General features: G+C 63.9%; 18 protein-coding genes and 1 tRNA gene. 10 read left to right on the top strand and 9 right to left on the bottom strand.

Translation table 11 applies throughout. The features are described 5' to 3' along the window. Positions 1-678: 678 nt before the first annotated feature. On the top strand, positions 679-1,689 hold the full coding sequence (locus PTE30175_RS05590) for a serine/threonine protein kinase (protein WP_150696050.1): 1,011 nt from the start codon (positions 679-681) through the stop codon (positions 1,687-1,689). Positions 1,690-1,723: 34 nt separating this feature from the next. Here the strand turns inward: PTE30175_RS05590 and PTE30175_RS05585 are convergent, their stop codons facing one another. Next, complete coding sequence (locus tag PTE30175_RS05585; RefSeq protein ID WP_150696049.1) at positions 1,724-2,182, bottom strand: metal-dependent hydrolase; 459 nt, start codon at positions 2,180-2,182, stop codon at positions 1,724-1,726. Between the two features lie 531 nt (positions 2,183-2,713). Here PTE30175_RS05585 and PTE30175_RS05580 point away from each other — a divergent pair. After that, on the top strand, positions 2,714-3,442 hold the full coding sequence (locus PTE30175_RS05580; RefSeq protein WP_150696048.1) for a transporter: 729 nt from the start codon (positions 2,714-2,716) through the stop codon (positions 3,440-3,442). Between the two features lie 29 nt (positions 3,443-3,471). Here the strand turns inward: PTE30175_RS05580 and PTE30175_RS05575 are convergent, their stop codons facing one another. Beyond that, on the bottom strand, positions 3,472-4,218 hold the full coding sequence (locus tag PTE30175_RS05575; protein WP_150696047.1) for a class I SAM-dependent methyltransferase: 747 nt from the start codon (positions 4,216-4,218) through the stop codon (positions 3,472-3,474). 227 nt (positions 4,219-4,445) lie between these two features. Between PTE30175_RS05575 and PTE30175_RS05570 the strand changes: the two genes are divergently transcribed. Then, positions 4,446-4,522 (top strand) — tRNA-Met (locus PTE30175_RS05570). Between the two features lie 50 nt (positions 4,523-4,572). Here PTE30175_RS05570 and PTE30175_RS05565 read toward each other — a convergent pair. The 6 genes from PTE30175_RS05565 to nirB form a co-directional block, all read right to left on the bottom strand. Then, on the bottom strand, positions 4,573-5,730 hold the full coding sequence (locus PTE30175_RS05565) for a CmpA/NrtA family ABC transporter substrate-binding protein (RefSeq protein ID WP_150696087.1): 1,158 nt from the start codon (positions 5,728-5,730) through the stop codon (positions 4,573-4,575). A gap of 35 nt (positions 5,731-5,765) precedes the next feature. After that, on the bottom strand, positions 5,766-6,341 hold the full coding sequence (locus tag PTE30175_RS05560) for an ANTAR domain-containing response regulator (protein WP_150696046.1): 576 nt from the start codon (positions 6,339-6,341) through the stop codon (positions 5,766-5,768). A 187-nt stretch (positions 6,342-6,528) separates the two neighbouring features. Continuing rightward, complete coding sequence (gene cobA / locus PTE30175_RS05555; RefSeq protein ID WP_150696045.1) at positions 6,529-7,320, bottom strand: uroporphyrinogen-III C-methyltransferase; 792 nt, start codon at positions 7,318-7,320, stop codon at positions 6,529-6,531. A gap of 44 nt (positions 7,321-7,364) precedes the next feature. Further along, entirely contained in the window at positions 7,365-10,085 is a 2,721-nt protein-coding gene (locus tag PTE30175_RS05550) for a nitrate reductase (protein WP_150696044.1), read from the bottom strand. A gap of 41 nt (positions 10,086-10,126) precedes the next feature. Continuing rightward, on the bottom strand, positions 10,127-10,462 hold the full coding sequence (gene nirD, locus PTE30175_RS05545) for a nitrite reductase small subunit NirD (protein ID WP_150696043.1): 336 nt from the start codon (positions 10,460-10,462) through the stop codon (positions 10,127-10,129). Between the two features lie 10 nt (positions 10,463-10,472). Beyond that, positions 10,473-12,905 carry a nitrite reductase large subunit NirB gene (gene nirB / locus PTE30175_RS05540; RefSeq protein ID WP_150696042.1) on the bottom strand — a complete coding sequence of 811 codons (2,433 nt, stop codon included), beginning with the start codon at positions 12,903-12,905 and terminating at the stop codon, positions 10,473-10,475. A gap of 382 nt (positions 12,906-13,287) precedes the next feature. Here nirB and PTE30175_RS05535 point away from each other — a divergent pair, with 382 nt between their 5' ends. The 5 genes from PTE30175_RS05535 to PTE30175_RS05515 are packed head-to-tail and all read left to right on the top strand — an operon-like array spanning position 13,288 to position 18,440. After that, a complete protein-coding gene (locus PTE30175_RS05535; protein WP_150696041.1) occupies positions 13,288-13,767 on the top strand; it encodes a MarR family winged helix-turn-helix transcriptional regulator in 480 nt (159 codons plus the stop codon). A gap of 32 nt (positions 13,768-13,799) precedes the next feature. Further along, entirely contained in the window at positions 13,800-15,809 is a 2,010-nt protein-coding gene (locus PTE30175_RS05530) for an FUSC family protein (protein WP_150696040.1), read from the top strand. Beyond that, a complete protein-coding gene (locus PTE30175_RS05525) occupies positions 15,806-16,006 on the top strand; it encodes a DUF1656 domain-containing protein (RefSeq protein WP_150696039.1) in 201 nt (66 codons plus the stop codon). The genes PTE30175_RS05530 and PTE30175_RS05525 overlap by 4 nt, the downstream gene beginning before the upstream one ends. 5 nt (positions 16,007-16,011) lie before the next feature. Then, the gene (locus PTE30175_RS05520) at positions 16,012-16,959 is read left to right on the top strand and encodes an efflux RND transporter periplasmic adaptor subunit (protein ID WP_150696038.1); all 948 of its coding nucleotides are present in this window, start codon (positions 16,012-16,014) and stop codon (positions 16,957-16,959) included. Further along, the gene (locus PTE30175_RS05515) at positions 16,956-18,440 is read left to right on the top strand and encodes an efflux transporter outer membrane subunit (RefSeq protein ID WP_150696037.1); all 1,485 of its coding nucleotides are present in this window, start codon (positions 16,956-16,958) and stop codon (positions 18,438-18,440) included. Before PTE30175_RS05520 ends, PTE30175_RS05515 begins: the two co-directional genes overlap by 4 nt. Before the next feature lie 84 nt (positions 18,441-18,524). Here the strand turns inward: PTE30175_RS05515 and PTE30175_RS05510 are convergent, their stop codons facing one another. After that, entirely contained in the window at positions 18,525-18,839 is a 315-nt protein-coding gene (locus PTE30175_RS05510; protein ID WP_150696036.1) for a DUF3303 domain-containing protein, read from the bottom strand. Positions 18,840-19,392: 553 nt separating this feature from the next. Here PTE30175_RS05510 and PTE30175_RS05505 point away from each other — a divergent pair. After that, on the top strand, positions 19,393-19,848 hold the full coding sequence (locus PTE30175_RS05505) for a hypothetical protein (protein WP_150696035.1): 456 nt from the start codon (positions 19,393-19,395) through the stop codon (positions 19,846-19,848). Beyond that, on the top strand, positions 19,845-25,721 hold the full coding sequence (locus PTE30175_RS05500) for an NHL domain-containing protein (RefSeq protein WP_150696034.1): 5,877 nt from the start codon (positions 19,845-19,847) through the stop codon (positions 25,719-25,721). The genes PTE30175_RS05505 and PTE30175_RS05500 overlap by 4 nt, the downstream gene beginning before the upstream one ends. Positions 25,722-25,725 lie beyond the last annotated feature (4 nt).

Below are 25,725 nucleotides of genomic sequence, written 5' to 3'. Positions count from 1 at the left end.
GTAAGGCATGCCGCCAGCGTTCAATCTGAGCCAGGATCAAACTCTTCAGTTCAAACCTGTTACTGTTTTTCGGTTCCCCTCGGTTACCCGAGATTCACCGGTCGCTCTCAAAAGTGCTGACAAGTTAATTACTTAACTTACCTTTACTCTGTGAGCTCTCAATATATTTAAAGCGAAGTTTCCGAAGAAACCGCACTTCCATTGAGTGCCCACACTTATCGGTTGTTCAATTGTTAAAGATCAATCGCTTCGAACTTCGCTTCGTCGCACTCAAACTTCAGTCGCCGTCGCTTCGTTTTCTGCGTCGCTGCATCAGCAGCAGAGAAGTGAGATTATGTCGCAACTTCTCGTCGTCGTCAACAGTTTTTTTTCGCTTTTTTCGTTCGCCGCGCATCGTTCAGATTTGCGTCTCACAAGCTCAAGAACCGCTTCCAACAAGGCTTTCCAGCCTTCCCGCCCACCCCGTTTCGCCGCTTTCGCTGCGTCGCGTTGTTTGCGAGAAACGAGATATTAGTGAAGTCCAACGAAGTGCGCAAGCCCTTTGTGAAAATAATTTGAGAAAGCGCGTTCGCACCTGCCGGGCGTGCGCCGGATCCGGCTATCGCCAGTCGTCCACGGATACATATATATGCATACGCCAGCGGGCCGCCGCGGCATCGGTTGCGGCACAATACGGCCATGGAACCCAATATGCATTCGGACTTGCCTGCGGGCGTCCATCCGTTTACCGCGCTATTGCCGGAAGTCGTGCTCGACGCCGTGGAGTCACTCGGTGTTTATAGCGATGGCCGGTTGCTGGCGCTTAATAGTTACGAGAATCGGGTATATCAGGTGGGACTGGAGGACGGCGGCCCCGTCGTCGTGAAGTTCTACCGCCCCGGCCGCTGGTCCGTGGACGCCATCCTCGAAGAACACGCCTTTACCCAATCGCTGGCCGAGCTGGAAATCCCGGTCGTTGCGCCAAGCGTGATGGGCGGCAAGACGCTGCATCAACATGGCATCTTTCACTTTGCCGTGTTCCCTCGCCGGGGTGGGCGAGCGCCGGAGTTGCAAGACCCGGAGACGCTGACATGGCTGGGCCGCTTCCTCGGGCGAATTCACGCGGTAGGCGCCAGCGCACCATTTCGGTCGCGCATCACGCTCGATCGCCAAACCTATGGCGTGGCGCCCAGTGACTACCTGTGGACGCATGATTTCATCCCCGCCGATCTTCGTCCCGCCTGGCGCAGCGTGATCGATCTCGCGCTCGGCGGCGTTGCACGCGCATTCGAACGTGCCGGCGACGTCGCCACGATCCGCCTGCACGGCGACTGTCACGGCGGCAATGTGCTGTGGACGGACGACGGACCGCATTTCGTCGATTTCGACGATACCTGCATGGGCCCTGCGGTGCAGGACCTGTGGATGTTGCTCTCGGGCAGCCGCGCCGAGATGACCGGGCAGTTGTGCGATGTCCTCGACGGCTATCAGGACTTCGCCGACTTCGACCCGCGGGAACTGCATCTCGTCGAAGCGCTGCGCACGCTCCGTCTCATTCACTACAGCGGGTGGCTCGCGCGCCGGTGGGATGACCCCGCCTTCCCCGTTGCCTTTCCCTGGTTCAATACGCAGCGGTACTGGCAGGACCGGATTCTGGAAATGCGCGAGCAAATCGCGCTCATGGACGAACCACCCCTCGTCTGGCGCTGAGGTTTGGCCTGGTTTGGCCTGCCTTCGCTGCGTCTCACCACCATCGCCACATGGCGAAGGCCAACGCCGCCGCGAGCACCCACTCCGCGGCAGAGCCAGTCGTCACGAACAACGGCGAGCGAAAGCGTGTGCGCAACGGCCAGCACAATGGCACGCCCGACGGGGTCAGCCAATCGGCCAGGAGGTGGGAAACGTATCCCGCCGCCAAAGCCAGCGCCCACGCCGGCATGTGTCCGAAACCGTGCACGCACGCCACAATGAACAGCGCCAGCGGAAGCAGCGAATGCGTCATGCCGCGGTGCCCGAAGACACCGGCGATCGCCAGCGACAGCGGCTGTACACGCTGGCCAAGCATGCTCTTCGGATGATCGATATCGGGCAGCAAGGCGCCGAGCAGCGTCAGCGGCCACGCGTGAACACTCGCGGCGAGGCCGGTGCGATGCATCAGCCACGTAGCGCCGATGCCGAAGATGAGATGACTTCTGGCTTGCATGAATGAAGGGGCGGTTCGCGCGGCGAGCGGTCTCCGCCGTACGCGACAAAGTGGGAATGAAAGGGGCGGAAGTCTAGCACCGCCGTGCTCGTTATGACGTGCCGTTGCCACAAACGGTTCCCTCGCATACGTCGCGCCGCTGCAACGCCGTAGTCGGCATTTTCCGAAAAGTCGCAATTTTCCGTTTGTCCGATTGACGACTCCCACACCGCCGCGTAGCATCCGCCCAGTCGTGATATGCCGCGCACGTGCGGCACCATCCCACCCCCCGCCTGCCCGTTCCCGGCCGTCGCGCAATTGTCGAGACGACGGGAGCCATGATCACCCAGCCTACGGAGAAATCATGTCAGACAGCGACAGTCCTTGTCCGAGTCCATTAGCGAGCCCTCTGCGCCTCGCCTGAGTCGGCCGCCCCAACGGCGTAACCGCTCCGCCCGCCCCCACTTCGGGGAAATCCTGCACCAGAATCGCATCAGCGATGCGTTCGTTCGCCGGCAAACCGGACTTTTGTCATGCCGGCGGGAGTTTTCGATGAAGAAGTCCCTTATTTTCGCGTCGGCCTGCTTGCCACTGTTCGCACACGCCATGAACCCGCTCGTCACCGACGACACCGGCACCCAGGACACCGGCAACTGGCAGTACGAATTCAGTAGCGAATGGGCCAGCCAGCCCACCAGCCGCACACAGGAGTGGGGTTCGGTCCTGACCTATGGCGTGACGCCTGCGCTCGACATTGCCCTGTCCACGCCCTATCAACGCAGCCGTAACGACGGGGAGTCATGGGTCAGCGGCTTCTCCGATCCGCAGATCCAGGCGAAATGGCGATTCCATGAAAGCGATAGCTGGCGATTCGGCTTCAAGCCATTTGTCAGCCTTCCACTGGCCAGCAAGGATCGCGGGCTCGGCAATGGCCGCTCGACCTATGGCGGCACACTGCTCATGCAATACGACATCGGCGCATGGACGTGGCTCGGCAATGTGGGCTATACGCGCAACAACAACAGCGACGACAACCGCGTGAATCTTTGGCAGGCGTCCACTGCCGTGCTGTTCCAGGCGACGGAAACGCTGCGGCTGGCCTTCGATATCGGGCTCGCCACGAATCCCGACCGCAGCAGCAGCACCAAACCGGCCTACGCGCTGGTCGGCGCGATCTACAGTGTCAACAAGGATCTCGATCTCGACATCGGTTACAAACGCGGCCTCAACCCGCAGTCGCTCCAGCATTCCGTACAAGCCGGCGCAACGATTCGCTGGTAGGAAATCGTGAGGCCGCAGCGTGGGCAATCCTAGCCGCCGACCGTCCCGGCGTGTACAGTCAGCGGCCAGGCAACGCGACGAACCGCCGAAGGATTGCCCCAGGCCGCGGCGAATTCATCGCGCATGGCGGCCACCGGATCGACGCCGGTCTGTCGCAGATACGCCGCCGTGGCGGACCAGCTGTCAAAATAGCGCAGCAGGTGCGCCAGATCCCAATCGGCGGCGAGCATGCCGGCATACGAAGGCAAACGCACGAACGGAAACGGCAGGGAACGGTAGCCGTTCTCTACGTGGCGACGCTCCGGTGGCCAATAGGCACCCAAAACGTCGCTATACAGCCGATTCACGAGGACATCCAGGGCGGGGCTAATTTCGAGAAAGTTGTACGAGATCGCAACGAACACGCCGCCAGGGCGTGTCACGCGGTGGACTTCCGGGTAGAACGCGTCGAGATCGAACCAATGCAGCGCCTGCGCCACCAGCGTGAGGTCGACGCTTTGCGCCGCCAGTGTGGTCGCCTCCCCCGCCTCGACGCGGTACTCGACATTAGGCACCCCCGGCGCCTGGGCAATCTGGTTGGCGCTCAAATCGGTGGCAATGACCCGGTCGAAATGATTCGCGAGTCCGACCGTCGCCTGGCCCGATCCGCAACCGCAGTCCCATGCCAAATGACGTTCCGGCGCGATCGACGCCAGCCACGCGAAAAATGCATCGGGATAGGTGGGGCGACTTTCACGATACGCAGCCGACTGGACGGAGAAATAGTCTTTGGTCATGACGATGGTAACGGAGGCGCCCGGGCGGCGCGCATGAGGTTTCCATTGTACGACTGACAATTCTTCGTGCGGTACGTGCCGCCACACGCCCGGCGCACACTCCGCATCACACGCACAAAACCCTTTAAAAATAGTGACTTGCCCGGCGTCGCAAAACTATTTGTCAAAAAAACGCCGTAAAGGTTTGACCGCGCGAAAGTTTGCCCGTAGAATTCGTTCCTCTCAGACGCGGGGTGGAGCAGTCTGGCAGCTCGTCGGGCTCATAACCCGAAGGTCACAGGTTCAAATCCTGTCCCCGCAACCAGGTTTCATCAGAAGCGCCGTCATGAATTCGTTCTGACGGCGTTTTTGTTTTTACGGCACCCGAATCGAGAAGGCGTCGAGATATCCCTGCGGATCGCGGCCGTTCCAGGCCCGGCCGTCGCACAGGACATCGGTGCGGTATTCGTCTGGAATCGGCACGCCGTCGGCACCGGCAGCCTCCCGGTAGCACACCGTCTGATTGACTTCAGCCGCCATCGCCGCGTCGTTGCCAGCGGTGCCCGGCCCCAGCATGCCCCAGCGCCGGTACTGCGTGATGAACCAGAGACCGTCCGACGCGCGCGGGTAATTGACCGCGCCCCCATCGTAAAAGCTCACCGGCAGCAATGGCCGCGTGCTACGCAGCCGTCCGTAGTCGCCGAGCAAACGCGCCGCAATCAGATCGCGCGCGACCCCCAGCAACTCCGGCGCCGCCAGCCATTCCGCAACGTCGCTGCGGTGCTCGGCGCTATCGAGCCAACGGCACGCCGCCAGCATGGTGCGCACCAGCGCACGCGCCGTATTCGGGTATTTCGTCACGAACGCTCGCCGGCATGCCACGACCTTCTCGGGATGGTTCGGCCAGATGTCGCTCGACACCACCGCCGTACGCCCGGCCTGTTGCGCCTGTGCTACCGCATGCCATGGCTCGCCGGCGCAAAAACCATCAAGCTCGCCGGCACGCAAGGCGTCCACCATGTTCGGCGGCGGAATCACCACACTGCGCACGTCGCGCAACGGATCGACACCGTTTGCCGCCAGCCAATAGTTCAGCCACATGGCGTGCGTGCCCGTCGGAAAGGTTTGCGCGAACACCGGCGTGCGGCCGAGCGTGGCCAACGCGGCCCGCAGATTCCCGGTCTCGCGAAGCGCCTCGGCCAACCGCGTCGAGACCGAAATGCCCTGCCCGTTCCGGTTCAACACCATCAACACGGCCATGTCCTCTTGCAGGCCGCCGATGCCGAGTTGTACGCCGTATGCCAGGCCGTACAGGGCGTGCGCCGCGTCCAGTTCGCCCGTGAGCAATTTGTCACGCAATTCCGCCCATGACGATTGACGGCACAACTCGAACGTCAGTCCATGCTCGTGCCCCAGCTCAAGCCGCTTGGCCACCGCAAGCGGCGCCGCATCGCTCAGCGCCACGAACCCGAGCCGCAAGTGGGCCTTCTCCGGGGGACCGAACCGTGGTGTCCGTGGCGAGACAGCCGTCATCGGGAAATGGAATTCTGACGTCATGAGCACAGTCACTATCCTAAGAGTTCGGCCATCGACACAAGCTGGCGCGCAATCTCGGCAAGCTTGACGCCCTGATCCATCGCACGTTTGCGCAGCGCGGCATAGGCTTCCTGCTCGGACATCTTGCGCCGCTCCATCAGCAGCCGCTTTGCACGATCGATCAGCTTGCGGTCGGCCAGCTCGCTCTCCGCCTTTGCCAATCGCTGCCGCAGTTTTTCCTCATGCGCGAAACGCGCCAGCGCCACTTCAAGAATCGGCGCCAGGCGTTCCGCCGCCAAACCTTCAACCGAATACGCCGACACGCCGGCATCGACCGCCTGACGAATCAGCGCCTGGTCGCCATTGGGGCTGAACACGAGGACCGGACGCGGCGCCGCTTCATTCATCACGGCCAGTTGCTCCAGCGTGTCGCGCGAAGGCGATTCCGTGTCGATGATCACCACGTCGGGCCGCTGGCTTTCCACCACCTGCGGCAACGCCTGGGGCGTTGCCACTTCGGCCAGCATCTCGCAGCCAAGGCGCGCCAACGCCTGGCGAAGATCGCCGATCGGCTTTTCGGTATCGGTGACGAGCAAGACGCGAAGCATGGGGTTCGGCACGTTCAAATATTCTTTTTATCCAACAGGGTTAGGACCGCGGGCAACGGCGCGAGACACTTCCCGCGCGACGTTCAACCCTTACATTGCAGTATACGCACGGCGTGCCGGTCGTCGAGCGTTGCCCCCACACATTGCCGCGCTTTCGGACAGCGCTCATGCCGCGCAAGAACCACGATCATGCCGCCTGCGAAAGCGTCCGAGGGCCGGCTTCGGCATCGTCCGGGAGGAAAGCCGGGACTACCGTCGCCACCGACGCGTCGGCTTCGCCGATTGCGCCGCCGATCAGGATCACAGACGGGCTGGCCATGCCGGCGGCCTCAGCGTCTGCCGCCAGGCGATCGAGGCGCGTCAGCAAGCGCCGCTCGTTCGGGCTGCCCGCCCATTGCACCACCGCCGCCGGCGTATCGGCACGCAGGTGCGCCAGCAGCGACGCGCACAAGCCGTCGATACGATGCATGCCCATGTAGACGGCCAATGTCGTGCCCGTGGCAGCCAACGCAGCCCAATCGGGCTCACCGCCATCCTGGCGATGCGCGGTGATGAACGTCACCCCCGGGCAATGTGCGCGGTGCGTCAGCGAAATGCCGAGCCCGGCGGCGGCCGCAAAGCCCGAGGAAATGCCGTTGATGATCTCGACCGCCACGCCGGCACGCCGCAACGCCGTCAGCTCCTCACCGGCACGGCCGAACAGCAGCGCATCGCCGCCCTTGACGCGCACCACGTTGAGTCCGCGCAAGGCGTAGCGGCACAGCAGCCGTTCGATGAACGCCTGCGGCGTCGACCGGCAACCGCCGCGTTTGCCGACACGTACCACGCGCGCCCCGGGGGCGAGCGTGACGATTTCCGGATTGACGAGGTCGTCGAGCAGCACGACGTCCGCCGATGCGAGCGCCTTGGCCGCGCGTAGCGTCAGCAAGTCGAGATCGCCTGGGCCGGCGCTGAGCAGCGTGACTTTGCCTGGGTTCATGATTGTTTCTCCGTGAGCCGGCTTCGTTGATCGGGATGGATGCGTCATACCGTTTCAAGCCGCGCCGCCGCAACGGCCGGCGTAGCTCCGCACATCCGGCGCAGTTCCGGTCCGCACGACCCGCAGACCGTGCCACAACCCAGCTTCGCCTTCAGGGCGTCGATATCGGCGCCTGCCGCAACCGCAGTTGTGATCTGCGAGGCGCTCACGCCTTTGCATTGGCATACCGTGCGATCCCGCGGCGCCGCAGCGGCGCTGCCGATGAATACCGCATGACGCGGCCCCTGCCATGGCGCATTCGCGCGCAGGCGTTCCATCAGAATGTCGCCGCCCGCGTTGCCCGCAGCGTCCCCTTCGATGGCATGTGCGGTCAGGAAGCCGTCGACATACGTGTCGCGCCACGCCACGCGCTTGTCGAGGCTGCGTTGCGCGTCGCGATATTGCAACAACGCTTCGTTACGCGGCAATCCGAGCGCATCGTGCAGGCGTTCCACCCATTGCGCCGGCGCATTCGTATCGGCGGCGCGAATGACAAGCAGGTCATCCCCCTCGATACGCACCGCCGCATAGCGGCGCTCCGCCAGCAGCGGCTGCACTGCCGCCTGCATCGCCAGCGGATCGCCGCGCTTCGCGGCCATCAATCGCCACGGCAGGCGGGCCGGACCGATGCGCACGGCCGCATGTTTCAGCTCAGGCTGCGCCGAATGCGGATCGACGGCGGCGAGGGTCGTTTCATTGATGCCGCCCCGGTTCATGAACTGGCCGCTCCAATGCATCGGCGCGAAAACCGTGCCCGACGCGACCTCGTCGCTCAGTTGCAGCGCCAACACAAGCTCGCCGCGGCGGCTCGCCACGTTGACGAGATCGCCCTCCCGGAAGCCACGCCGCACCGCATCTTCGCGGCGCATCGTGAGCATCGGCTCCGGGGCGTGCTCGAACAGGCGACCCACGCGCCCCGTGCGGGTCATGCCATGCCATTGATCGCGCAAACGGCCCGTCAGCAAATGGAACGGAAAGCGCGGATCGGCCTTCTCCGCGACCGGCTGATAGGTCACCGGATGAAAACGGGCGCGGCCATTCGCCGTGGCGAAAACGCCGTCGGCGTAGCGCCGTGCCTGCCCCGACGCCGCATCGGCAGTGTATGGCCATTGCTGGGGCCCTTGCGCTTCAAGCTTGGCGTAGCTCAGACCGCCGATGTCGAGATCACGGCCAACAGTCAAAGCGCGATGTTCGTCGAATACGGCCTCGGGCGATGCGAATGCAAAGCGCTCCACGGAGGCGCCCATATGCGCGGCCAGGCGCTTCGCGACTTCCGTCACGATCCACCAGTCGGGCCTGGCCTGCCCGGGTGCCGGAATCGCGGCGCGCACGCGCGAGATGCGGCGTTCCGAGTTGGTGACGGTGCCCGCCTTCTCACCCCAACTGCTCGCGGGCAGCACGACGTCGGCATACGGTACGGTATCGGTATTGAGGAACGCTTCCTGCACGACCACGAATTCTGCATTTGCCAGCGCCTCGCGCACGCGGGTGTTGTCGGGCATCGAATGCGCCGGATTCGTGCAGGCGATCCAGATCGCCTTGATGCGGCCGTCGCGCACGGCGTCGAACATATCGACGGCCGGCAGGCCCGGGCGCGCCGACAGGCCGCGCACGCCCCACAGCGCCTCGACTTCGGCGCGATGATCGGGATTGCCGATGTCGCGGTGCGCGGCGAGCATCGTCGCCAGTCCACCCACTTCGCGCCCGCCCATCGCGTTCGGTTGACCGGTGAGCGAAAACGGCCCCGCGCCCGGGCGGCCGATCTGACGCGTCGCCAGATGCAGCGCAATCAGCGCGAGGTTTTTGTCCGTGCCATGGCTCGATTGGTTCAGCCCCATGCAATACAGCGACAGCGCCGCCTCGCTCGCGCCGAACCATTCGGCGGCCTGCAGCAGATCGCGTTCCTCGATGCCGCACAGCTCGGCGGCAAAGCGCGGCGGATAGTCGCGTACGATGGCCTTGAGTGCATCGAAGCCTTCGGTGTGCGCGTCGATGAAGGCGCGGTCGACGCGCCCGTCCCAGATCAAGTGATGCAGCATGCCGTGGAACAACGCCACGTCGGTACCCGGCTCGATCGCCAGATGCAGATCGGCCATCGCCGCCGTGTCGGTGCGGCGCGGATCGACCACGATCCATTTGATGGACGGATCGCGTGTCTTGGCCTCTTCGAGCCGGCGAAACAGCACCGGATGCGCATACGCCATGTTGCTGCCGGCGAAGAGCACCGTGCGCGCGGCTTCGAGGTCGTCGTAACAGGTCGGCGGGCCGTCGGCGCCGAACGCCATCTTGTAGCCGCTCACCGCGCTCGACATGCACAGGCGCGAGTTGGTGTCGATGTTGTTCGTTCGCACCAGGCCCTTTGCGAGCTTGTTGAAGACGTAATAGTCTTCCGTCAGCAACTGTCCGGACACATAGAACGCCACCGCATCGGGGCCATGACGCTCGATGATTCCGGCGAAACGCGCCGCCACCGTATCGAGCGCAAGATCCCAGCCCACCGCTTCGCGGGCTGCATCGCGCGTGGCGCGCATTTCGGGCACGAGCGCACGGTTGACCGTCGATTGTGCGGTCAACGGCAGCGTCATGCCCTTGCTGCAGAGCCGCCCGTAGTTCGCGGGATGATCGGGGTCACCCTTTACGCCCGTGATGCGGCCATCCTCGCTCTCGATCAGCATGCCGCAGCCGACGCCGCAATAACAGCATGTGGAACGCGTGACGGTGGTCATGGGGGGCGCCCTCTTCGTGGTCAGTGGTCAGCGGCCGAAGCTCAAGCGTCTTCGCCCAAGGCGACGAACACTGCGCCGTTCTCGACACGCACCGGGAAGCGGCGAGCGCAGCCGACATCGGGTGCGCACGCTTCGCCCGATGCCAGGGCAATGTTCCAGGCGTGCAGCGGGCACGTCACGGTTTCGCCGTGCACGATGCCCTGCGACAACGCGCCGCCCTTGTGCGGGCAGTGATCGAGCAAGGCGAACACCTTGTCCGACTCGGTGCGGAAAATAGCGACGTTGCCGGTCGTGCGCGAGAGCACACGGCTGCCCAATTTCGGGATCGCGGAGATCTCGCATACATGTGTCCAGGTGGGGTTGACGAGCAATTCCATGACAGCCTCCTCAGGCCTCGACAGTGAGCGGGATGTATTCTTGCGACTGCTTGCCTTCGATGCGGGCTTGCCACGGGTCGGTCAGACCGTCGAGCGAGAACAGCAGGCGCTCGAACAAGGCGCGACGGTTGGCCGCGTCCTCGACGACCTTGCGCTTCACGTAATCGAGCCCCACGCGTTCGATGTAATGCACCGTGCGATCGAGGTAGTACGCTTCCTCGCGATAGAGTTGCAGGAACGCGCCGGTGTATTCCTTCACTTCCTCGGCCGTCTTGACCTTGACGAGAAACTGCGCGACTTCCGTCTTGATGCCACCGTTGCCGCCGACATATAGTTCCCAGCCCGAATCGACGGCGATCACGCCGACGTCCTTGATGCCGGCTTCCGCGCAATTGCGCGGACAGCCCGACACGGCCAGCTTGACCTTGTGCGGCGACCACATGTAGCCAAGCATCGTTTCCAGGTCGATGCCCATCTGCGTGCTGTTCTGCGTGCCGAATCGGCAGAACTCACTGCCCACGCAGGTCTTCACCGTGCGTATGGACTTCCCGTACGCGTGCCCCGAGGGCATGCCGAGATCCTTCCATACGTTGACGAGGTCCTCCTTCTTCACACCGAGCAAGTCGATCCGTTGCCCGCCGGTGACCTTGACCATCGGGATGTGATACTTGTCCGCGACGTCCGCAATGCGGCGCAGCTCGCTCGGGTTCGTCACGCCGCCCTTCATCTGCGGCACGACCGAGAACGTGTTGTCTTTCTGGATGTTCGCGTGCACGCGTTCGTTGACGAACCGGCTTTGCGGATCGTCCACCGCTTCGCGCGGCCACGTCGAGAGCATGTAGTAGTTCACCGCCGGGCGGCACGTGGCGCACCCGTTCGGGGTACGCCATTCCAGGAAGTCGTAGAGCTCGCGGTGCGACGTCAGGTGATGCTCGCGCACGGCGCGGCGCACATCTTCGTGACTCAGCTCGGTGCAGTGGCACACGGCCTTCTTTTTCGGCGTGGCATCGTAGGTCGAGCCGACCGTGCTCATCAGGATCTGCTCGCACAGTCCCGCACACGAGCCGCACGAGCTGGCGGCCTTGGTGTGCTTCTTCACTTCGTCAAGCGTGAAGAGGCCCTTCTCCGTAATGGCCTTGACGATGGTGCCCTTGCATACGCCGTTGCAGCCGCAGACCTCGTCGGTGTCGGCCATCGCCACCGCGTGGCTCTGCCCGGAGGTGCCGGAGTCGCCCACGCTCGACTCGCCGAACATGATGCGCTCGCGCAGCTCGCCCAGTGCGCGGCCTTCGCGCAAGAGCTTGAAATACCAGGCGCCGTCGGCCGTATCGCCGTACAGGCATGCCCCGACGAGCCGGTCGTCCTTGATGACGAGCTTCTTGTACACCCCGCCGCACGGATCCGACAGCACGATCTCCTCGGTGCCTTCGCCGCCCAGGAAATCGCCGGCGGAGAACAGATCGATGCCGGTCACCTTGAGTTTCGTCGACAGGACCGAGCCGCGATAGCTGCCGATCCCCATCAGTGCAAGATGGTTCGCGCAGACCTTCGCTTGCTCGAACAGCGGCGCGACGAGGCCATAGGCGACGCCGCGATGGCTCACGCACTCGCCCACGGCGTAGATTCGCGGATCAAACGTTTGCAGCGTATCGGAGACGACGATGCCGCGCGAACAGTGCAGGCCCGCAGACTCCGCGAGTGAGGTGTTGGGCCGAATGCCCGCCGCCATGACGACGAGATCGGCAGGGATTTCTTCACCGTCGGCAAACTTGACCGCGCGCACTTCGCCCGCGTCATTGCCGAGGATCTCGGACGTCGATTTGCTCAGCAGGAATTGCAGGCCGCGCGCCTCGAGCGATTTTTGCAACAGCTTGCCTGCAGTGGCGTCGAGCTGGCGCTCGAGCAATGTGTCAGCCAGATGCACCACGGTCACTTCCATGCCGCGAAGTTTCAGGCCGTTGGCTGCTTCAAGGCCGAGCAGCCCGCCGCCGATCACGACCGCGTGGCGCTTGACCTTGGCCGCGTCGATCATCAGCTCGGTATCGCGAATGTCGCGATACGTAATGACGCCGGCCAAATCCTTGCCCGGCACCGGCAGGATGAACGGCGAGGAGCCCGTGGCGATCAGCAACCGGTCGTACGGGGCTTCGATGCCGTCCTCGGTGCACACGACGCGGCGCTTGCGATCAATGCGCGTGACGGTCTTGCCCAGATGCAATTCGATCCCGTTGTCCTCGTACCACGCCAGCGGGTTGAGCACGATATCGGCGAAGTTCTGTTCACCGGCCAACACCGGCGAGAGCAGGATCCGGTTGTAATTCGGATGCGGCTCCGAGCCGAACACGGTGATGTCGTACTGGTCCGGAGCGATGGCGAGCAGCTCCTCCAGCGTGCGGATGCCGGCCATGCCGTTGCCGATGACGACGAGACGAGGTTTTTGCATGATCCGTTTCCTGAGATAAAAAAGGCGCCCGCCCGTGTGGTCTGCCTTGGCAGTTGCACGAGGGGACGCCGTTGTCCTGGGTAATTCTCGCCGCCGACGCCATTGCCGGGGGCACTGTCCTCCCGCAAGGAACGTGCCAGCCACATGAAGTTTCTCGAAATCGTTTGATGGGCGGGACTTTCGAGGACACGCCCGGTGAATTTTCGGGCTTCGGTTGCTGCACCGCAGCAGTGCGATCCTGCACACCACACGCACCAAAATGGCGCACGACGTACGGCTTGCGCGAGACGCTCACCGCAAACGAGCGCACACCCATTGGCGCAATAATCCATGGCAAAAATTAGATAGCATGCTAATTATTAGTTAACATATAATCTATTCCATGACCTCCATTGACTCGCTGCGCTTTATGTTTACCAGCCACCTGTTGTTGGCCGGCAAGCAGTGGCGCCAGATTTCCCAGGCGGCGGTGACCGAATACGGCATCTCCGCTGCCAGTGCCGGCCCGCTCTTATTTATCCGGCGGCTGGGGGAAGGCGTGCGTCAGATCACGCTCGCGGAGTACGTCGGCCTGGAAGGCGCCTCGCTCGTGCGGCTGCTCGATCAGTTGAGCGCCGCGGGCCTTGTGCGCCGCGAAGTCGACGCGAGCGACCGCCGCGCAAATTCGCTGCGGTTGACGGAGGCCGGCAACGCGCTTGCCGAGAAACTCGAAGCGGAACTGAGCCAGTTGCGTGCCAAGGTGTTCGAAGGCATCAGCGTTCAGGATTTCGAGGCGGTCATGCGCGTTTTCGACGCTATTTCCGCCGCTGCCGGGCCCGATGCCGATGCACTGCGCATTCCCCCGCAAAAGCACCCTGCGTAGGCATACCCCGACGCATCACCGGACGTAACACCGTGTTGACCTGGCCCACCCGACGAGACTGGATTTTCTCCATCAAGGCATTCGTTGCTTCGATGCTCGCGCTGTACATCGCACTCGCGCTGGGCCTGCAACGACCGTACTGGGCCATGGCGTCCGTCTATATCGTGTCGCATCCGCTCACGGGCGCCACACGCTCCAAGGCGCTGTATCGCGTGCTCGGCACGCTGCTCGGCGCCGGCGCCGCCATCGTCTTCGTGCCCGCGTTGGTGCACGCTCCCGAGTTGCTGATGGCCGTGGTCGCGCTGTGGACCGGCACGTTCCTCTATATTGCGCTCCTGCATCGCACGCCGCGCAGCTATGTCTTCATGCTCGCGGCGTACACCCTGCCGCTGATTGCGCTGCCGTCCGTCGGCGCGCCGGAGGGCATTTTCGACCTCGCGGTCTCGCGCGCTGAAGAAATCATTCTCGGCATCGTGTGCGCGAGCGTGGTCGGCTCGGTATTCTGGCCATCGAGCGTGGCCGGCGTTCTGCACGACAAGTCCGTGCGCTGGCTGGCCGATGCCGCCCAATGGACCACCGACATGCTGTCCGCCGATCCCGAGGGGAAAGCCTCGCGCCATCACAGCCGTCACCGGCTCGCCGCCGACATCCTCGCGCTCGATCAGTTGATCAGCCAGCTTTCGTACGATACGGAAAGCGCAGCCCGCGTGCACGACGCGCAAGAACTTCGCGGTCGCATGACGATGCTGCTGCCCGCGCTGTCAACGGTCGCCTCGCTCGTCGATACGCTGCGCAGGCACCCCGACGGGGTTCCCGCCCCGCTCGCCGGAAAAATGGCGGATGTCGCCGCGTGGATTCGCAAGGGCGCACCCGCGCCGGCGCCTGCGCAGATCGCCCAGATTGCTCGGCCGCCGATCGTGCCGGGTGAGGGCTCGGACTGGTACGCCGCGCTCGTGAGCGCGACCGAAGACCGTCTGCGCTCGCTCGTCGAACTCTGGCAGGACTGCGCGCAATTGCAGCGCCGCATCGGAGAGAAGGAAGCTGCGCCCGGATGGCAACCGTCGTTCCGCAACTGGGAAGTCGGCGGGGAGCGGCACTACGACCACGGCCTGCTGATTTTCTCGACGGTCTCCGCCGCGCTGGCCACCTTCTGCATGGGCATGATCTGGATCTGGTCGGGCTGGAACGACGGTGCCAGCGCTGTCGCCCTCGGCGCAGTCGCGTGTTGTTTCTTTGCCGCGCTCGACGAACCCGCCCCGCAGATCCGTTCGTTCTTCTGGACGACGCTGGCGTGTGTGGTGTTTGCTGCCGTTTATCTGTTCTTCATCCTCACGAACGCGCACGACTTCGGTCTGCTTGTTGCCTTGTTCGCAGTGCCGTACCTGTTGCTCGGCATCGTGTTGGCCCAGCCGCGTTTCGCTTTGATTGCCATGCCGGTGGCGGTCAACACCGCCAGTTTCGTCGGGATTCAGGGCGCATTCAGCGCAGACTTCCCTGCGTTCTTCAACAGCAACCTGGCGGGTGTGGCCGGCATTCTGTTCGCACTGATCTGGACACTGCAAACGCGCCCGTTCGGTGCACGCGTGGCCATGCGCCGGCTGATTCACTCGAGCTGGCGCGACATCGCGAAGAACGCGGTCGGGCGCGCGCCCGCCGAGCACGGACCGTTGCGCTCACGCCTGCTCGACCGCCTCGGTCAACTCGTGCCGCGGCTCGCCGCGAGCGAAGACGAATCGTCGACGGACGGCTTTACCGAAGTCCGCGTCGAACTGTGCGCGCTGGCGTTGCAGCGCGAGTTGCCGAGCTTGCCGCACGACCAGCAGCGCGCCGTCGAGGATGTGTTGCGCGACGTCGCGCAGTTTTATCGCCAGCGCCTCGCGCGCCAGGCCGACAAGCCCGCGCCAGCCATGCATGACAGATTGCTTGCCGCCCTGCGCGCGCTGATCGCCCGCACCGATCCGTCCTCGCGCAGTGCACGGGCATCGCTGATGGACATCCACGTCGCCCTGTTCCCCCAATACGGAATCGAGAAAGCCAAATGAGCGGAGAAATCGATATCTACGGCGTATTCGTGCCGACGTTGCTGGTGCTGATGGTCGCCGCCTTCGTGCTGACCGGCGCCGTGCGCTTCGTGCTCGCCCGCATCGGGTTCTACAAGTGCGTCTGGCACCGTTCGCTGTTCAATCTTGCCGTCTACGTGATCGTGCTCTGGGGCGTCGTCGCCCTCGCGCGCGCCTGATAATCATGAAACTGAAACTTCGTTCGCTGGGCCCCGTCGCCCTCACCCTTGTCGCCGCCGCGGTGGCCCTCGTCGTCCTGCAGCATCTCTGGGCGTACTACACGGTCGCGCCGTGGACGCGCGACGGTCACATCCGTGCCGACGTCGTGCAAATCGCACCTGACGTCTCCGGTCTCATTACCGAAGTCCTCGTCAAGGATAACCAGTTGGTCCATCGTGGCGATGTCCTGTTCGTCATCGATCGCGACCGCTACGAGCTCGCGTTGCAGCAAGCCGAGGCCAACGCCGCCGCGCTACGCGCCACGCTTGCTCAATCGCGCCGCGAGAGCGCCCGCAATGCAACGCTGACGGAAGTCGTCGCCAAGGAAGTGGTCGAGGCTGGCCAGGCCAAGGTCGAGCAAGGTACCGCCGCCGTGGCGCAAGCCGACGCGGCCGTGCGGCTCGCGAAACTGAATCTCGAACGCACCCGCGTCGTATCGCCATCGGACGGTTACCTGAACGACCGGCTGCCGCGTCTGGGCGATTATGTGACGACGGGCCGCCCCGTGCTTTCGATGGTCGACGCGAAGTCGTTTCACGTCGAAGGCTATTTCGAGGAAACCAAGATGAACGGCATCCAGATCGGCAATCCGGTCGAGATTCGCGTCATGGGCGAATCGAAGGTGCTGCACGGTCATGTGCAGAGCATCGCCGCCGGCATCGAAGACCGCGACCGCAGCAACGGCGCGAATCTGCTGCCGAATGTGAATCCGACCTTCAACTGGGTTCGCCTGGCGCAGCGCATTCCGGTGCGCGTGGCGCTCGACGACGCGCCCGCCGATGTCCGGCTCGTGGCCGGACGCACGGCGACAGTCACCGTGATCGAACCGCGCGGCGCAAAGACAGCAAATACGCCCAACGGTTCGCCCGGCGGCGTGGCTGCCGCTGCCGCGCCGCAAGGAGCGAAATCATGAACAAGCGGTCAGTCTCGATGGCGGCCTGCGCGGCGGCAATCGTGGCCGCACTCGCCGGATGCACGACCGTCGGCCCCGATTATCATCTGCCGGAGAATTCCGCGATGCGTTCGCCCGCCGCGAACGGTCCGCTGCTCGGCACCGGCCACAAGGCGGTGTCGATCGCCCCGGTCCCCGACGACTGGTGGCGACTGTATGACGATCCGAAGCTCGATCGACTGGTGAAGGAGGCCCTCGCAGCCAATACGAGCGTGCGCGTGGCCGTCGCGAACGTCAAACGTTCCGTGGCGATGTATCACGAAGTCGAATCGGAGCGCCTTCCCCAGGGCGGCGTCTCGGCGACCGTGCAACGCGCGCAGTTGTCCGGCGAAAGCTTCCTGCAGGAAGAAAAGCTGCCGGTGATCACGCTGGGCGACGTCGGCCTGTCGATGTCCTATCAGATCGATTTCTTCGGCAAGCTCGCGCGCGCCGATGAAGCGGCGCTGGCCGCCGCCGAGGCGAGCCAGGCTGCCGTCGACGTGACCCGCGTCACGGTCGCCGCCGAAACGGTGCGCGCCTACGTGCAGGGGTGCGCCGCGACACACGAGTACGCCGTCGCGAAGGAACAGCTCGACTTGCAGGAGCGCAGCGTCGGGATCACCCGCAAGCTCGTGGATGCCGGCCGCGATCAGCCGACCGAGTTGCTGCGGGCCCAGGCGCAGGCCGACACATTGCGCGCCGCGCTGCCGCATTTTGTCGCGCAGCAGGAAAGCGCAAGGTATCGCCTGGCCGTGATGCTTGGCAAACCGCCCGCCGCACTCGATCCTGCCGAAGCACAGTGCGGCAGGATTCCGGTGCTCACGCAAGCGTTGCCGGTCGGTGACGGCGCGGCGCTGCTGGGGCGCCGCCCGGATGTGCGCCAGGCCGAGCGCGAACTGGCTTCGGCCACGGCCAAGATCGGTGTCGCCACCGCAGACCTGTATCCGTCGATCCGCATCGGTGCGTCGGTCGGTTCAAGCGGCATGCTCGAGCATTTGGGGCAAGCGCGCACGGCGCAATGGAGCATCGGTCCGCTAATCTCGTGGTCGCTGCCAACCAATGGCGTGCGTTCACACATCAAGGGGATGGAAGCCGGCGCCGATGCCGCGCTCGCCAATTTCGACGGCGTGGTCCTCAAAGCGTTGCAGGAAACGCAAACGGCGTTGAGTGCCTATACGCACGAACTCGAGCGCGACGACGCCCTGCGCGCCGCACGCGACAAAGCCAATGTGGTGGCCAGACAGAATCGTCAGCTGTACCAGGCCGGACGCTCGCCGTATCTGTCGAGCCTCGATGCCGACCGCGTGCATGCCAACGCCGAAGCGGCCCTCGCCGCCTCGGAATCGCAGATCGCGCAAGATCAGATCAATCTGTTCCTGGCGCTTGGCGGCGGCTGGCAGAGCAGCGCCGTAAAGGGCGCCCCTGCCCAAAAATCCGCGCAAGCCGAACACACGACGCAATGACCGGGACGTGACCCGACGTCCCTCACCGGCCGTCGCCGCCGATGTGCGCGGGCGGGGCTATCGAGGACGGCTTGTTCAGACATATCACTTGCGTGGGAGTCCATCGCGCCAGGCAATGGCTTCCAGTTCGACGCGGACGGCGTCCTCGACGGGAATCACGGGGCGCGCCTGAAATTCAAAGGCAGGAAAGGTCGAGCATGCCTTGTGAACGATCAAGGGATCGTCACAATCCACCAACATGTGCCCACCCCACTCGCCCACGCGCACAACGAACAACTCGATTTTCAGGTTGGCAGGCGCGGTCCACTGAGTGAATACCTCAAGTATCCGCTTCTGGGCATTCTCGTACTCGGCGGGCGATCCTTGCGGGCGTTCGAACCAGCTGATCATGTACTTCATCAGCATTCTCCTTTATTGCTTTGATTGTTATCGAAACGGCGGTCGTTTCAACGGGCTAACGTCGAAATCACCGAGCCTGCGCGGCCTTTTGCACAGCTTCACCCTGGAACATGAGACGAGGCGCTTGCCAACGCATTGATTGAATATAGATGGTCGCCGGCAGCATTCAAGCGAAAGGCGCTGATCACCGGCAGCATGTGGCCGACTAGGGTCTTGTCGGCCGCATCGCTGCCGCGGGCCTTCGCAATCGTGAGCCAGCCTCGCATTGGGGCTGTTCAGGGGGCGATGCCTATGTCCGTAGCGGAGTCATCCCCATTGCCGATATAGAAATACTTCACGATGCTTACAGGGCGCTGAGCGTTTGTTTGCCACCATCTGGGCATCGAATAGCAGCCGGTTTGGGGCCCATCGGGTCAAGTGTGACGCTTGGCCGTTAACGCTCCGTGTGCGCAGCGCGTTTACGAGCGCTGCGCGCGGGTGGTTTGTTCGTCGGAAGAAAGTTCTGGCCAACGATTTGCTCGTTGGCGCACTGGCATCATCGCTGGAGAGAGCCATGCCCCTCAGCATCCCCCGCCGACGAATCTGCCTTGTACTGGGCGCATCGCTGCTCGCGAGCGCATCGGTGAATCTTCACGCCCAAACCACGGTTCCGCGGTATCGGGGGACGGCGTGGCTGGCGAACGTGCAGAAGGGCGTGGCGATCGTGACTGCAACGCTGAACGTCACGATCCAGGACCAGACCGGCGCGAAGATCACGAATCCGTCGGCAGCTGTCACGCTGCCCAACCTGCGCTCCCAACCTCCCCTGCGGATGAGCCCGATTACGCCGCCGGCAAATTCCGTGGCGAGTTTCCAGCTGCCGGTGTCGATGACACTGCTCGAGTATTCGCAGTGGCAATTGGGCCTGCCGCCGACCGCCACCCTGCTCTACACCGATGCAAGCGGCAAGAACGTCCAAGTGCAGATCGTGTTGAATCTCGTGCGCCTCCCCGCCGGAGTGTCCCAATGAAACGCATGTTTTTGTTTGCGCGCCTCTTCGCGGGCGCGCTGATCTGCGTGCTGCTGTCCACCCCCGGGGCCGCGGGGACGATCACGACCTATGCGGGCGGGGGGCCGGGGCCGGGAGAGGTGGCCACTGCGGTGGGGCTGGCGAGTCCATCTGGTGTCGCAATTGACGGGGCGGGCAATCGATACGTTGCAGTGGCTGCTGCATCCCAGGTTTATCGGATCGACACTGCCGGCATGCTGAGCGTCGTGGCCGGCAACGGCACGCCTGGCTTCAGTGGTGACGGTGGGGCCGCGACCGGTGCGCAGTTGAACAATCCCACCGGGGTTGCGGTCGACGCCGCGGGCAACGTCTACATCGCCGACCAGGGTAACTATCGGATCCGCAAGGTCGATAAGTCGGGCACCATCACGACGATGGCCGGCAACGGCCCTGGATTCAGTGGTGACGGTGGGGCCGCGACCAGTGCGCAGTTGGCCTTTCCCTTTGGGGTTGCGGTCGACGCCGCGGGCAACGTTTATATCGGCGATACGAGTAACTTTCGGATCCGCAAGGTGGATACGTCGGGTACCATCACGACGATCGCGGGCAACGGCACGCTTGGGTTCAGTGGTGACGGTGGCGCTGCGACCAGTGCGCAGTTGGCTTTTCCCCAAGGGGTTGCGGTCGACGCCGCGGGCAACGTCTACATCGCCGATAGCGATAACGGCCGGATCCGCAAGGTGGATGCGTCTGGCACCATCACGACGATCGCGGGTAACGGCACGTTTGGGTTCAGTGGTGACGGTGGCGCTGCGACCAGTGCGCAGTTGGCCGATCCCTTTGCGGTTGGGGTCGACGCCGCCGGCAACGTATACATCGCCGATCTCGATAACCAGCGGATCCGCAAGGTGGATACGTCGGGCACCATCACGACGATGGCCGGCAACGGCACGTATGGCTTCAGTGGTGACGGTGGCGCTGCGACCAGTGCGCAGTTGTTCTCTCCCATTGGGGTTGCGGTCGACGCAGCGGGCAATGTCTACATCGCCGACCAGAGTAACCAGCGGATCCGCAAGGTGGATACGTCGGGCACCATCACGACGATGGCGGGCAACGGCACCCCCACATTTGGCGGCGACGGTGGCCCCGCCACCTCCGCGCAACTGCTGAATCCATCCGGTATTGGTGAGGATTCGGCGGGGAATGTCTACATCGCGGACACTGGCAATGAACGAGTCCGGCGGGTCGACGCATCCGGCTCGATCACGACCGCCGCCGGCACCGGAGTGGCCGGCTTCAGCGGCGACGGCGGATCAGCGGCCTCGGCCCAGCTGAACAATCCCAGCGCGATCGCGGCCAATGCGGCTGGCGACGTTTTCGTCGCCGATACTGCAAATAATCGCATCCGTAAGATCGCCAGCTCCGGCACGATCACCACCTTTGCAGGCGGGGGGCCGGGGATGGGAGAGTTGGCGACCGCGGCGGGGCTGGCGTATCCCTCTGGTGTCGCAGTTGACGGGGCGGGCAATCGATACGTTGCAGTGACTGGTGCATCCCAGGTTTATCGGATCGACACTGCCGGCAAGCTGAGTGTCGTGGCCGGCAACGGCACGCCTGGGTTCAGTGGTGACGGTGGGGCCGCGACCAGTGCGCAATTGTTCGATCCCACTGGTGTTGCGGTCGACGCCGCGGGCCACGTCTACATCGCCGACGTGGGTAACCTGCGGATCCGCAAGGTGGATACGTCCGGCACCATCACGACGATCGCGGGCAACGGCGCGTCTGGCTTCAGTGGCGACGGTGGGGCCGCGACCAGTGCGCAGTTGGTCGTTCCCACTGGTGTTGCGGTCGACGCAGCGGGCAACGTCTACATCGCCGACGTGGGTAACCTGCGGATCCGCAAGGTCGATACGTCGGGCACCATCACGACGATAGCCGGCACCGGCACGTCCGGGTTCAGTGGAGACGGTGGGGCTGCGACCGGTGCACAGTTGGCCGCCCCCCAAGGGGTTGCGGTCGACGCAGCGGGCAACGTATACATCGCCGACCGTGATAACTCTCGGATTCGCAAGGTGGATACGTCGGGCATCATAACGACGATGGCCGGCAACGGCACGTATGGGTCCAGTGGTGACGGCGGGGCCGCGACCAGTGCGCAGTTGGCCTCTCCCCAAGCGGTTGCGGCCGACGCAGCGGGCAATGTGTACATCGCCGATGACTTCCGGATTCGCAAGGTCGATACGTCGGGCATCATCACGACGATGGCCGGCAACGGCACGCGTGGGTTCAGTGGTGACGGTGGGGCCGCGACCAGTGCGCAGTTGGCCTCTCCCGAAGGGGTTGCGGTCGACGCAGCGGGCAACGTCTGCATCGCCGACCGTGATAACCTGCGGATCCGCAAGGTGGGTACGTCGGGCACCATCACGACGATAGCCGGCAACGGCACCCTTACATTTGGCGGCGACGGTGGCCCCGCCACCGCCGCGCAACTGCTGAATCCATCTGGTATCGGCGCGGATTCGGCAGGGAATGTCTACATCGCGGACACGAGCAATGAACGCGTCCGGCGGGTCGACGCATCCGGTGCGATCACAACGGTCGCCGGTAGCGGAGTGGCCGGCTTCAGCGGCGACGGCGGATCGGCGACCTCTGCCCAGCTGAACAATCCCAGCGCGATCGCGACCGATGCGGCTGGCGACGTTTTCGTCGCCGATACTGCAAATAATCGCGTCCGTAAGATCGCCGGCACCGGCACGATCACGACCTATGCGGGCGGGGGGCCGGCGACGGGAGAGTTGGCCACTGCGGTGGGGCTGGCGTCTCCCTATGGTGTCGCAGTTGACGGGGCGGGCAATCGATACGTTGCAGTGTCTGGCGCATCCCAGGTTTATCGGATCGACACGGCCGGCAAGCTGAGCGTCGTGGCCGGCAACGGCACGCCTGGCTTCAGTGGTGACGGCGCGGCCGCGACCAGTGCGCAGTTGGCCTATCCTATTGGGGTTGCGGTCGACGCCGGGGGCAACGTCTACATCGCGGATTTCAATAACTCTCGGATCCGCAGGGTGGATACGTCGGGCACCATCACGACGATGGCCGGCAATGGCACCTATGGGTTCAGTGGTGACGGTGGGGCCGCGACCAGTGCGCTGTTGGCCTATCCCACTGGCGTTGCGGCCGACGCAGCGGGCAACGTCTACATCGCCGACCAGAATAACCAGCGGATTCGCAAAGTGGATACGTCGGGCACCATCACGACGATAGCCGGCAACGGCACGTATGGGTTCAGTGGTGACGGTGGGGCCGCGACCAGTGCGCAGTTGGACTCTCCCGCTGGGGTTGCGGCCGACGCCGCGGGCAACGTCTACATCGCCGATAACAGTAACTCTCGGATCCGCAAGGTGGATACGTCGGGCACCATCACGACGATAGCGGGCAACGGCACGCCTTCGTTCAGTGGTGACGGTGGCGCTGCGACCAGTGCGGAGCTGTCCTTTCCCTTTGGGGTTGCGGTCGACGCCGCGGGCAACGTCTACATCGCCGCTTTCGGTAATCAGCGGATCCGCAAGGTGGATACGTCGGGCACCATCACGACGATAGCGGGCAACGGCACAGTTGGGTTCAGTGGTGACGGTGGGGCTGCCAGCAGTGCGCAGTTGACCAATCCCACCGGGGTTGCGGTCGACGCAGCGGGCAACGTGTACGTCGCCGACCGGGATAACCAGCGGGTCCGCAAGGTGGATACGTCGGGCACCATCACGACAATAGCGGGCAACGGCACCCTTACATTTGGCGGCGACGGTGGCCCCGCCACCTCCGCGCAGCTGCTGTCTCCCGATGGCGTCGTGGTGGACTCGGCCGGAAGTGTCTACATATCCGACAAAGGCAATGCGCGTATCCGGCGAGTCGACATCGCCGGCACGATCACGACGGTCGCCGGCAGCGGAGTGCCAGGCTTCAGCGGCGATGGGGGCCTCGCAACCGCCGCCCAGCTGAATAGCCCAGGGGGGATTTCCGTGGATCCCTCGGGCAACGTCTATGACGCCGATCAATCGAACAATCGCGTCCGCCGGATCACAAGCGCACTGACATCCACGACCGTGCAGTCGTCAGCCAATCCGGCGACGATTGGCCAGTCGGTCACCCTGCTCGCTCAAATCAAGGACTTCGGAACCGGTACCCCGAGCGGATCCGTGCAATTCAGCGACGGCACTACAGCCCTTGCGACCTCCGCGGTTGGCCCCTGCAATCCCGCGTTGGCTCAGACGACGTGTGCCTCGTTCACAACGACGGGTCTCGCGGCCGGCTCTCACAATATTTCGGCGCTCTACAGCGGTGACCTGAATTTCGAGATGAGCGGATCGACGCCGCTCGTCGTTCAAGTCGTGCTTGCCAGTCAGACGATCAGCTTCGGAGCGGCGCCGAGCGTGGTGGTGGGCGGTACCGGGACACTAAGCGCCACGGCGACCTCAGGTCTGCCGGTGAGCTTCAGCACGACATCGAGCACCTGTAGCGTTAGCGGAACCACGGTGACGGGGCTGGCGGCCGGTCCTTGCGCGGTGACGGCCAACCAGGCGGGCAATGCCAATTACAGTGCTGCCCCTCCAGCGACGCAGACGATCACGATCAGCGTTGCGACCGGACTTTCGCCTTCGACGCTGACATTCGCTTCCCAGCTGGTTGGCACCACAAGTGCTACACAGACGGTGACGCTCACCAACGCTGGTACGGCCGCGCTGTCAGTTGGCACCATCACCACGACAGCGAATTTCACGCATCCGTCCAGGACCTGTGGCACAACACTGGCGGCGGGCGGTACTTGCACCGTAAGCGTGGCGTTTGCGCCAAGGGCGACTGGAAATCTCACTGGCACCCTCACCGTGGGAACGAACGGCACAGTGGCCCTGTCAGGCATCGGGATTGCGCCGTCGGCGAGCATTACGCCGGCGACTTATGCATTTGCCAATCAGCAGGTTGGCACCACAAGCGCTGTGCAGTCCTTCGTCTACAGCAATACGGGACCCGTGCCGATCACCGTGTCTACGGTCGCATTGGGCGGCGCGGCGCCGTCGAGCTACGCGATCGCAAGCAACGCGTGTACTGGTGTGACCCTTGCCGTAGGGGCCGCCTGCGACGTCGGGGTGACGTTCACCCCGCATTCGGCCGGCAATCTTGCCGCGAAATTGTCAGTGACAGATACGACTGGGGGGGCAGCCAAAGTGGCGGCCAGCCTCAGCGGAGTTGGCGTTGCACCGACGGCCAGTTTGACCGGGAACGCAACGTTCGGCAACCAGCAGGTTGGCACCACGAGCGCTGTGCAAACGTTCAAGTATCAGAACACTGGAATTGCGCCAATCACCGTCAGTTCCGTGGGTCTAAGTGGAACGACGGCGGCGAGCTACGCGATTGCGACAAACGACTGTACTAGCACCACGCTTGCTGCATCTGCAAGCTGCAATATCGGAGTGACTTTCACGCCAAGCGCCCGGGGCAACCAGACGGCGACCTTGGCGGTTACTGATGCCGCCGGAGGGGCGTCGACCAAGCACCTGAGCTTGAGCGGCACGGGGGTCGCGCCAAGAATCAGCCTGGGTAGCCAGACATTCAACTACGGGACGGTCAGCACGGCCACCGCGGCGACATTTTCGCTCACTAACTCGGGGAGCGCACCGCTCGTGATTACCACACTAGCCTTAACCACCGGGACGCAGTTCAAGGTGACCGGCGGTACGTGCGCGGTTGGAGCAAATGTGAACAATGGTAGTTCCTGCACCGTTATCGTAACGTTTACGCCAAACGGGACCACAAGCTTCACCGACACCTTGACTGTCGCGGGAACCGGCATCGGGATAGGCGCGCCAACTTATACGGGTTCTCGTGCGATGACGGGCAACTGATTGC

Source organism: Pandoraea terrae, from assembly GCF_902459695.1.
GTDB classification, from domain to species: domain Bacteria; phylum Pseudomonadota; class Gammaproteobacteria; order Burkholderiales; family Burkholderiaceae; genus Pandoraea; species Pandoraea terrae.
This window is presented reverse-complemented; position numbering and strand designations above follow the sequence as displayed.